The sequence below is a fragment of the Streptomyces sp. NPDC039736 genome, from assembly GCF_055596485.1.
On record NZ_JBVIUQ010000002.1, the window covers coordinates 972,295 to 981,639 of the forward strand.

General features: G+C 71.4%; 7 protein-coding genes. 6 read left to right on the forward strand and 1 reads right to left on the reverse strand.

The features are described from left to right. Positions 1–139: 139 nt before the first annotated feature. From ACZ56L_RS09360 to ACZ56L_RS09380, 5 genes are all read left to right on the forward strand, one after another. Positions 140–1,282, forward strand: coding sequence for an SIS domain-containing protein (locus tag ACZ56L_RS09360; RefSeq protein WP_401753930.1), 1,143 nt, complete (start codon positions 140–142; stop codon positions 1,280–1,282). Positions 1,283–1,439: 157 nt separating this feature from the next. Next, entirely contained in the window at positions 1,440–2,708 is a 1,269-nt protein-coding gene (gene manA, locus ACZ56L_RS09365) for a mannose-6-phosphate isomerase, class I (protein ID WP_471062789.1), read from the forward strand. Between the two features lie 109 nt (positions 2,709–2,817). After that, the gene (locus ACZ56L_RS09370; RefSeq protein ID WP_345222345.1) at positions 2,818–3,795 is read left to right on the forward strand and encodes a cation diffusion facilitator family transporter; all 978 of its coding nucleotides are present in this window, start codon (positions 2,818–2,820) and stop codon (positions 3,793–3,795) included. A gap of 437 nt (positions 3,796–4,232) precedes the next feature. Beyond that, complete coding sequence (ahcY, locus tag ACZ56L_RS09375) at positions 4,233–5,690, forward strand: adenosylhomocysteinase (protein WP_345222347.1); 1,458 nt, start codon at positions 4,233–4,235, stop codon at positions 5,688–5,690. Positions 5,691–6,110: 420 nt separating this feature from the next. Further along, a complete protein-coding gene (locus tag ACZ56L_RS09380; RefSeq protein WP_471062791.1) occupies positions 6,111–6,767 on the forward strand; it encodes a hypothetical protein in 657 nt (218 codons plus the stop codon). Here ACZ56L_RS09380 and ACZ56L_RS09385 read toward each other — a convergent pair. Then, positions 6,764–7,801 (reverse strand): RDD family protein, encoded by a 1,038-nt coding sequence (locus ACZ56L_RS09385; protein WP_471062793.1) that lies wholly within the window; start codon positions 7,799–7,801, stop codon positions 6,764–6,766. The two genes, ACZ56L_RS09380 and ACZ56L_RS09385, sit on opposite strands and share 4 nt — an antisense overlap. A gap of 124 nt (positions 7,802–7,925) precedes the next feature. Between ACZ56L_RS09385 and ACZ56L_RS09390 the strand changes: the two genes are divergently transcribed. Next, positions 7,926–8,933 carry a stage II sporulation protein M gene (locus tag ACZ56L_RS09390; protein ID WP_471062795.1) on the forward strand — a complete coding sequence of 336 codons (1,008 nt, stop codon included), beginning with the start codon at positions 7,926–7,928 and terminating at the stop codon, positions 8,931–8,933. Positions 8,934–9,345: the final 412 nt, after the last annotated feature.

Sequence of the window (9,345 nt, forward strand, 5' to 3'; positions counted from 1 at the left end):
ACACCCGCAGCCCACCCGGCACCCATCCCGCATCCACCCCGCACCCCCAGCCCACCCGGAGCAGGGACCCAGCACCCCGATCCCCCTCCGCACGAGCTCCAAGCCCTCACCCGTGCACGGCGATCGGAGGCCCCACCCCATGCTTGACGATTCGCTCCTCGACAGCCCCGAAGCACTGGCCCGCGCCGACCACCGCGGCCTCCTGCGCGGCGCCGCCGAAGCCGGAGCCCGGGTCCGCACCGCCGTCCGGCACGCCACCGAAGCCGGCCTCGCCGACCTCAAGCCCGACGGCCGCCCCCGCGCCGTACTGATCGCGGGCCCCGGCGTCGCCGCCACCGGCGTGGCCGACCTGCTGGCCTCCCTCGCGGGCGCCACCTGCCCGGTGACGCACCTGCGCCCGACCGGCGTCGCCCCCGCCGCGGGCGCCCTGCGCTGGTCCCTCCCCGGCTGGGCGGGCCCCGTCGACCTGCTCCTCCTCGTCACCACGGACGGCGCCGAACCCGGCCTCGCCCTCCTCGCCGAGCAGGCCTACCGCCGAGGCTGCACCGTCGTCGCCGTCGCCCCCCAGCGCTCCCCGCTGAGCGAGTCCGTCAACGGCGCGACCGGCCTCCTCGTCCCGATGGCCGTCGCCCCGTACGAGGAGGAGTACGACGACGGCTCGACCGCGGGCCCCGGCCCGCTCTGGGCCCTCCTCACCCCGCTCCTGGTCCTGCTGGACCGGGTCGGCCTGCTCTCCGCCCCGCCGGACACCCTCCAGGGCGTCGCCGACCGCCTGGACCGCACCGCCGAACGCTGCGGCCCCGCGATCGTGACCTACAGCAACCCCGCCAAGACCCTCGCCTCCGAACTCGTCGACGCCCTCCCGCTCGTGTGGACCGAAGGCATCCTCGCGGCCCCGGCCGGCCGCCGCTTCGCCGCCGTCCTGGCCGAACTCGCCGGCCGCCCCGCCCTCGCCGCCGAACTCCCCGAGGCGCTGCCCGCCCACGGCATGCTCCTCACCGGCGGGTACGCCGCCGGGGCCGACCCGGACGACTTCTTCCGCGACCGGGTGGACGAACCGCAGGCCCTGCGCGCCCGCGTGGTCCTGCTCCGCGACCGCCCCACCGGAGGCCTCTCCGCCGCCCCCGCCGCCCGCGAGCTCGCCCTCGGCCACGACACCCCCCTGAGCGAACTCGAACCCGAAGAGGGCGGCGAACTGGAAAGCCTCGCCGAACTCCTCGCCGTCACCGACTTCGCGACCGCCTACCTCGCCCTCGCCGCCACCGCACCCCCCGCCGCCTGACCACCGGCACCCCGTCGTCGGCACCCGCCGCCGACCCCGCTTACGCAACCCCAGAAAACCCTCTCTTCTCTCCTGCTCCACGGACTCGTCGCCGGGACGTCCCGGTCGTCCCCGAGGATCGAGTCCGCACCACGGCCCCGGACCGGAAAGAGCCACCATGGATCGCCTCGCCAACACCGTGCGCCCCTACGCCTGGGGTTCCGTGACCGCCATCCCGGAACTCCTCGGCACCGAGCCCACCGGCGAACCGCAGGCCGAACTGTGGATGGGCGCCCACCCCGGCGCACCCTCCCGCATCGCCCGCCCCACCCGGGGCGCCCACGGCACACCCGCCGCCCGCGACGCCGCAGGCGCCGTCGACCGGCCCACGGACAGCGACCCCCGGGCGCTCCGGCCGCTCTCCGACGTCATCGCCGCCGACCCCGAGGGCGAGCTCGGCCCGGCGGCGGTGAAGGAGTTTGGCCCGCGACTGCCGTTCCTCTTCAAGGTGCTCGCCGCCGGGGCACCCCTCTCGCTCCAGGTCCACCCGAACCTCGCCCAGGCGCAGGAGGGATACGCCGACGAGGAACGACGCGGAGTCCCCGTCGACGCCCCGGACCGCAACTACAAGGACGCCAACCACAAGCCCGAACTCATCTGCGCGCTCACCGGGTTCAACGGACTGTGCGGCTTCCGGGTTCCCGCCGAATCGGCCGACCTCCTCGACGCCCTCGCCGTCGACTCCCTCAAGCCCTACGCCGACCTGCTGCGGGCCCACCCCGAGGAAGCCGCCCTGCGCGAAGTCCTCACCGCCGTACTGACCGCCGACCCCGCGGACATGGCCGCGACCGTCACCGCGACCGCCCACGCCGCCGCCCGCCTGGCCGCCGACTCCGCCACCGCTCCCACCGAAGCAGCCGCGTACGCCGCCTACGCCGGCCTCGCCCACCACTTCCCCGGCGACCCGGGCGTCCTCGCCGCGATGCTCCTCAACCACGTCCGGCTCCAGCCCGGCGAAGCCCTCTTCCTCGGCGCCGGCGTCCCGCACGCCTACCTCGACGGCCTCGGCGTGGAGATCATGGCCAACTCCGACAACGTCCTGCGCTGCGGCCTCACCCCCAAGCACGTCGACGTCCCCGAACTCCTGCGCGTCGTGCGCTTCGAAGCCACCGACCCCGGAGTCCTGCGCCCCGAAGCCGCCCCCGACGGCGAGGAGCTGTACGACACCCCGATCGACGAGTTCCGGCTCTCCCGCTACGTCCTCGCCGCCGACGCCGCCCCGGCCCGCCTCCCGGCCGGCGCCCCGCAGATCCTCCTGTGCACCGCCGGCTCCCCGCGCGCGGGCGACCTCCCCCTGGCCCCGGGCGAGTCCGTCTTCGTACCGGCCGGCGAAAAGACCGAACTGTCCGGCCCTGGCACCGTATTCCGGGCCACCATCGCCGTCTGACGCACCACCGGCCCCCCTCGCCCCGGCCAAGCTGCAACAATGTGCCGCCACACCCACAGCGGCGCTCGGGCCGCAGCACCCAGGACATCCAGGAAGGAACCCTGCACCCATGAGCGCGTCAGGCGGCACCAAGGCAATCGTGGCGGCACTCGCAGCCAACCTCGCGATCGCCGTAGCAAAGTTCGTGGCGTTCCTCTTCAGTGGTTCGTCCTCGATGCTCGCGGAGAGCGTCCACTCGCTCGCCGACTCCGGCAACCAGGGCCTGCTCCTGCTCGGCGGCAAGAAGGCCAAGCGCGAAGCCACCCCGGAACACCCCTTCGGCTACGGCCGCGAGCGTTACATCTACGCCTTCCTCGTCTCCATCGTTCTGTTCACCGTCGGTGGCATGTTCGCCATCTACGAGGGCTACGAGAAGATCCACGACCCGCACGAGATCGAGGCCTGGTACTGGCCGGTCGGCGTCCTCGTCTTCGCGATCATCGCGGAGAGCTTCTCCTTCCGCACCGCGATCAAGGAGTCCAACCAGACCCGCGGCAACCAGTCCTGGAAGAACTTCGTCCGCCGCGCCAAGGCCCCCGAGCTCCCCGTCGTGCTGCTCGAAGACCTCGGCGCCCTGGTCGGCCTGGTCCTCGCTCTGGTCGGCGTCAGCCTCGCCCTCGCCACCGGCAACGGCGTCTGGGACGGCATCGGCACCCTCTGCATCGGCATCCTGCTGATCGCCATCGCGATCATCCTCGCCGCCGAGACCAAGTCCCTCCTGCTCGGCGAGGCCGCCGGCACCGAGGAGGTCGCCAAGATCAAGGCCGCGATCGTCGCCGACGACAACGTCACCGACGTCATCCACATGCGCACCCTGCACCTCGGCCCCGAGGAACTCCTCGTCGCCGCCAAGATCGCCGTCCAGCACGACGACACCGCAGCCGAGGTCGCCTCCGCGATCAACGCCGCCGAGGACCGCATCCGCGCCGCGGTCCCGATCGCCCGCGTCATCTACCTGGAGCCGGACATCTACAGCGAGTCCGCCGCCGCCTCGGGCCGGAACCCGGCCCGCACGCCGGGCGGCCCCACCCCCGACAAGACCCTCTGACCGCACCCCCGCCCGTCCCCGAAGGCCCCGCCGCCCCCGGCGCGGGCCTTCGGCCTTTCCCTGGTCCGACCGTACGATTTTCGGCCCCGCCCCCACATCGCTCCCGCACCTGGCCGGCTCACGGCACGCACCCCTCGTGACCAGCACCGAACCCGCCCCCGGGCCCCGAACACCCCGAAATGCCCCGCCCCGCAACGCGACTTCCGCCGGGCCCGGTCCCAGGGGCGGACTGGGGCCGACTGGGCCGATCGGTGTAAGTTCGTAGACCTAGCCAGACGTCGCTGCTGATGGCGGTCGGGCGGTCCGCAGGACCGGCCGAGGGAGAGAGGGCCTCCGACGGACTGCGCTGCGAGTGCTCGGGCATTCGTGTGTTCGCATGCCCGTCGCCGCAGATCAGCCGCAACCACCTCGAACGACCTCACGAGGAGCAGCACTTCATGACGACTGACGCCACCGGCCAGGACTTCAAGGTCGCCGACCTCTCCCTCGCCGCCTTTGGCCGCAAGGAGATCACTCTCGCCGAGCACGAGATGCCCGGCCTGATGTCGATCCGCAAGGAGTACGCCGCCGCCCAGCCCCTCGCGGGCGCCCGCATCACCGGCTCCCTCCACATGACCGTCCAGACCGCGGTCCTCATCGAGACCCTGGTCGCCCTCGGCGCCGAGGTCCGCTGGGCCTCCTGCAACATCTTCTCCACCCAGGACCACGCCGCCGCCGCCATCGCGGTCGGCCCCGAAGGCACCCCCGAGGACCCCCGCGGCGTCCCGGTCTTCGCCTGGAAGGGCGAGACCCTGGAGGAGTACTGGTGGTGCACGGAGCAGGCCCTGACCTGGCCGAACACCCCCACCGGCGGCCCGAACATGATCCTGGACGACGGCGGCGACGCCACCCTCCTCGTCCACAAGGGCGTCGAGTTCGAGAAGGCGGGCGCCGCCCCGGACCCGTCCACTGCGGACTCCGAGGAGTACGCGCACATCCTCACGCTCCTCAACCGCACCCTCGGTGAGAGCCCCCAGAAGTGGACCCAGCTCGCCTCCGAGATCCGCGGCGTGACCGAGGAGACCACCACCGGCGTCCACCGCCTGTACGAGATGCACCGGGACCAGACGCTCCTCTTCCCGGCGATCAACGTGAACGACGCCGTCACCAAGTCGAAGTTCGACAACAAGTACGGCTGCCGCCACTCCCTGATCGACGGCATCAACCGCGCCACCGACGTCCTCATCGGCGGCAAGGTCGCGGTCGTCTTCGGCTACGGCGACGTCGGCAAGGGCTGCGCCGAGTCCCTCCGGGGCCAGGGCGCCCGCGTCATCATCACCGAGATCGACCCCATCTGCGCCCTCCAGGCCGCGATGGACGGCTACCAGGTCGCCACCCTCGACGACGTGGTGGAGACCGCCGACATCTTCATCACCACCACCGGCAACAAGGACATCATCATGGCCGCCGACATGGCCAAGATGAAGCACCAGGCCATCGTCGGGAACATCGGCCACTTCGACAACGAGATCGACATGGCCGGCCTGGCCAAGATCCCCGGCATCGTCAAGGACGAGGTCAAGCCCCAGGTCCACACCTGGACCTTCCCCGACGGCAAGGTCCTCATCGTCCTCTCCGAGGGCCGCCTCCTGAACCTGGGCAACGCCACCGGCCACCCCTCCTTCGTGATGTCCAACTCCTTCGCGGACCAGACCCTGGCCCAGATCGAGCTGTTCACCAAGCCGGAGGAGTACCCGACCGACGTCTACGTGCTCCCCAAGCACCTCGACGAGAAGGTCGCCCGCCTCCACCTCGACGCCCTCGGCGTCAAGCTCACGACCCTCCGCCCGGAGCAGGCCGACTACATCGGCGTCAAGGTCGAGGGCCCGTACAAGCCGGACCACTACCGCTACTGATCCGACCGGCAGCACGCCGCCCCCCAGCAGCAGCCGACAGCCCAGCTGTCCCGCAGGCCCCCGCCACCCAGTGCCGGGGGCCTGCCCCGTCCCCACGGCCGCCCCCGGCCCACCAGGCCCCGGCCCCCCCGCGCGCCGCCGACCGGAAACTCCCACCCCCTTCACGTCCTACGGCCCATCACCGGACCGGATCCCGCACGCACCACGGCCCCCACGACCCGCCCCCCCCGTACGATCCCCACCGGACGGGCCGACACACCGCCCCCCCACCGGAGCCCCGCGACCCGCCGACGGAACTGCGCACGACCGGCGGCCCGCACGCCCCTCCCGCCCGACGACCCGCGCGTCCCCGACGCGCCGGCCCTCCCACGCCCCCGCAGGGCCCGGCCCTCAAGCGACCCGAAGGACCCGAAACACCCCATGCCCCGCGGCCGATATTCGCTCCACGATCCCCACGACCACCGCCCCCTCGGCGAAGAACATTTCCACTGCGCACCCGGCCCCTCCGGCTGGCGCTACGTCTCCCAGACCACCACCCCTTCCGGCGACCACGCCGGTTCCGTCGACCTCGCCCTCGACGACCTCGGCCGCCCCATCCGCCTCGAACTCCACGCCGCGAGCTGGCAGGTCCGGGGCGCCGCCCTGGACGGCGTCACCTGGGTCCGTACCGACCCGACCGGGATTCACGCCACCGAAGGCAATGTCCGCGCCCACGCCTTCACCGGCACTTCCCCGGCGTTCCTCGTCGCCCTCTCCCGTCTCCTGCGCCTCACCCCCGCTTCCCCGGCCACTCGCGTCCGCCTGGTCTGCTTCACGGACCCGGTCCTGGCACCACGTACGCTCGACCAGTCCTGGTCCTTGGTGAAAAGCGAAGCACACGCCACTGACAACGGACCTCTGACCGTGGACGAATACCAGGTCAACGACCTGGACACCGGGGAACAACACCAGGTCCACATCGCGGGCGACGTCGTCCTCTCCGCCCCGGGCATCGAGCTGGAGGACCTGGAAACCCCACCCTCGGCCTTCCCCACCGATCCCCCCGAGCCCACAGACCCGGCCCCCACCGACTCCTAAGTCGGCGGCACAAACCCCGTCCCCGCAGACTTCCCACCCTCCCGCCCCATCACAGACCCTCCAGGAGCAGGAGCAGGAGCAGGAGCAGGAGCAGGAGCAGGAGCAGGAGCAGGAGCAGGAGCAGGCGAGCCGCCGCCCGGAGCCCCACTGGGCCCCGTCATCTCCGGCCCCCCATCCGTCACCGAGCCGTACGCACCCCCCAGCCCGGCGATCCCACCCTGACCAGCCGCCCCCGGCACATCCACTGCCGCTGCACCGGCGTACGGCAACCCCGCACCTGCCTCCGCCCCCCGCGTCACCCGCCGCGCGTCCCTCATCTGCCGCTCCTGCATCACCGCCGCCAGATACGCGGCCGGCGCCACCCCCTGAGGTACGTCCACCCCGGTGCGCTCCGCGAGGTCCCCGGCCAGCCGCTCCGCCATACGTGCCCCGACCTGCGGGTCCAACTGCCGCATCCGGGTCAGGTACTGACGTACCGCAAGCCACAGACCGTCAGGCACCCGCGACAGATCCAACGAGGCGAACCGCCCCGCCAGCCACGGCGGAGGAGGCGGGACCGCGTCGACCCGCCCCGCCGACACCCGTTCCCGCACCACCAGCGTCCCCGCGAACACATCCCCGATCCGCCGCCCCCGCTCGGAGACCAGCGACGCGACACAGGCCACCACCCCGAACGTCGCGAGGATCTCCACGACCCCCACCGCCCCTCGCACCAACGCGTGCCGGAACCGGATCGGGCCACCGTCGTCCCTGACCACCCGCAGCCCGCAGACCAATTTTCCGAGGGACTTCCCACGGGTCAGCGTCTCCACGGCGATCGGCACCCCCACGAGCACCAGCAGAAACGATCCGACCATGACCGCCGCCGCAGCCGCCTCGTCCAGCGACGCGGTGGCCAGCACCAGCCCCAGCGAAATGCCGAGATACAGCGCCCAGATCACCACCATGTCGATGAGCAGCGCCAGGGCCCGACTCGGCAGACGCGCGGGCCGCACCCCCAGCACGACCGCATCGCCCGTCACGAACCCGCTCACCGGTGCCACCTCTCGCAGCCCTTCCCGCCCCTGAAATCCTCAGTCTGCCAAGCTGACAACCAGCGCGCGCAGTGCTGTGCCATCCCGTCGGACCCGGACCCAGTGCCTGGAGCAGCAGCCGATCATGGACCTCGACGTCTTCGTGACCACCCACCACGCCGAGTGGGACCGCCTCGACCGCCTCCTGGGCCGCAGCCGCCGTCTGGACGGCACGGAGATCGACGAGCTCGTCACCCTCTACCAGCGCACCGCCACGCACCTCTCCCTCCTGCAATCGACGACTCCCGACCCCGTTCTCGTCGCCCGCCTCACCCAGCTCGTGGCCCGCGCCCGCTCCACCGTCACCGGCACCCGCCGCGCCTCCTGGCGCGACGCGGCCCGTTTCCTGACCCACGGCTTCCCGGCGGCCGTCTACCGCTCCCGCCGCTGGTGGATCCCCACCGCACTGCTCTCCATAGCCGTAGCCGCCGTCATCGGCTGGTGGATCGCCGCCCACCCCGAGGTCCAGGCCTCGATAGGGGTACCGGCCGACCTCCGCGAGATGACCCGCCCCGGCGGCCAGTACGAGACGTACTACTCCAGCCACCCCGCCGCCTCCTTCGCCGCCCAGGTCTGGACGAACAACGCTCAGGCGGCAGCCATGTGTCTCGTCCTGGGCGCCTTCCTCTGTGTTCCGGTCCTCTGGATCCTCTTCCTCAACATGCTCAACCTCGGCGTGGGCATCGGCCTGATGTCCTCCGCGGGACGCCTCGACACCTTCCTCGGCCTGGTCGCACCGCACGGCCTCCTGGAACTCACTGCCGTCTTCGTCGCCGCCGGCACCGGCCTGCGCCTCGGCTGGACCCTCATCGATCCAGGCCCCCGCACCCGCCGCGCCGCCGTGGCCGAAGAGGGCAGGGCAGCCCTGGGCATGGCCCTCGGCCTCGCCCTGGTCCTCTTCGTCTCCGGCCTGATCGAAGGCTTCGTCACCCCCTCGGGCCTCCCCACCTGGGCCCGCATCACCATCGGCGTCGTCGCAGAGCTGGCCTTCCTTGTGTACGTGTACGTATGCGGAGGCCGCGCGGCCCGATCCGGCGAACAGGGCGATGTCGAACTCGCTGACCGCAGTGCCGGGCTCCCGACCGCCGCGTGATGTGCAGGCACCCCGTCTGACCTGCTAGTCTTCTCTTCGCCCCAAGGTCATTGACATGGCTTCAAGGGGGAGGTAGATTCGAACGGTTGCCACGAGTTGGACAAACTCTGAGGCAGCCAGTTAGCATCTCTCTCGCTCTCCTGGAAAATTGATTCCACGTGAGGGCCTTCCGATTGCCTTTCAGAATCACGAAGCCGATTAACTCGGCCGAAATACTTCTGATAGAGTCGGAGCCGCCGGAAAGGGAAAACGCGAAAGCGAAGAACCTGGAAAGCATCGAGCGGAAACCGAGGAAATCGGCACTGGAAACAGTCTGATAGAGTCGGAGACGCAAGAACAACAGAAACACCGAACGAAAACGTCCGGAGGAAAGCCCGCAGGGGTGAGTACGAAGGAAGCGTCCGTTCCTTGA

What these genes read in the sequence shown, in the direction of transcription:
- ACZ56L_RS09360 (WP_401753930.1), top strand. Translation starts at nt 140, where the DNA reads ATGCTTGACGATTCGCTCCTCGACAGCCCCGAAGCACTGGCCCGCGCC.
- ACZ56L_RS09390 (WP_471062795.1), top strand. Translation starts at nt 7,926, where the DNA reads ATGGACCTCGACGTCTTCGTGACCACCCACCACGCCGAGTGGGACCGC.
- ACZ56L_RS09370 (WP_345222345.1), top strand. Translation starts at nt 2,818, where the DNA reads ATGAGCGCGTCAGGCGGCACCAAGGCAATCGTGGCGGCACTCGCAGCC.
- ahcY (WP_345222347.1), top strand. Translation starts at nt 4,233, where the DNA reads ATGACGACTGACGCCACCGGCCAGGACTTCAAGGTCGCCGACCTCTCC.
- manA (WP_471062789.1), top strand. Translation starts at nt 1,440, where the DNA reads ATGGATCGCCTCGCCAACACCGTGCGCCCCTACGCCTGGGGTTCCGTG.
- ACZ56L_RS09380 (WP_471062791.1), top strand. Translation starts at nt 6,111, where the DNA reads ATGCCCCGCGGCCGATATTCGCTCCACGATCCCCACGACCACCGCCCC.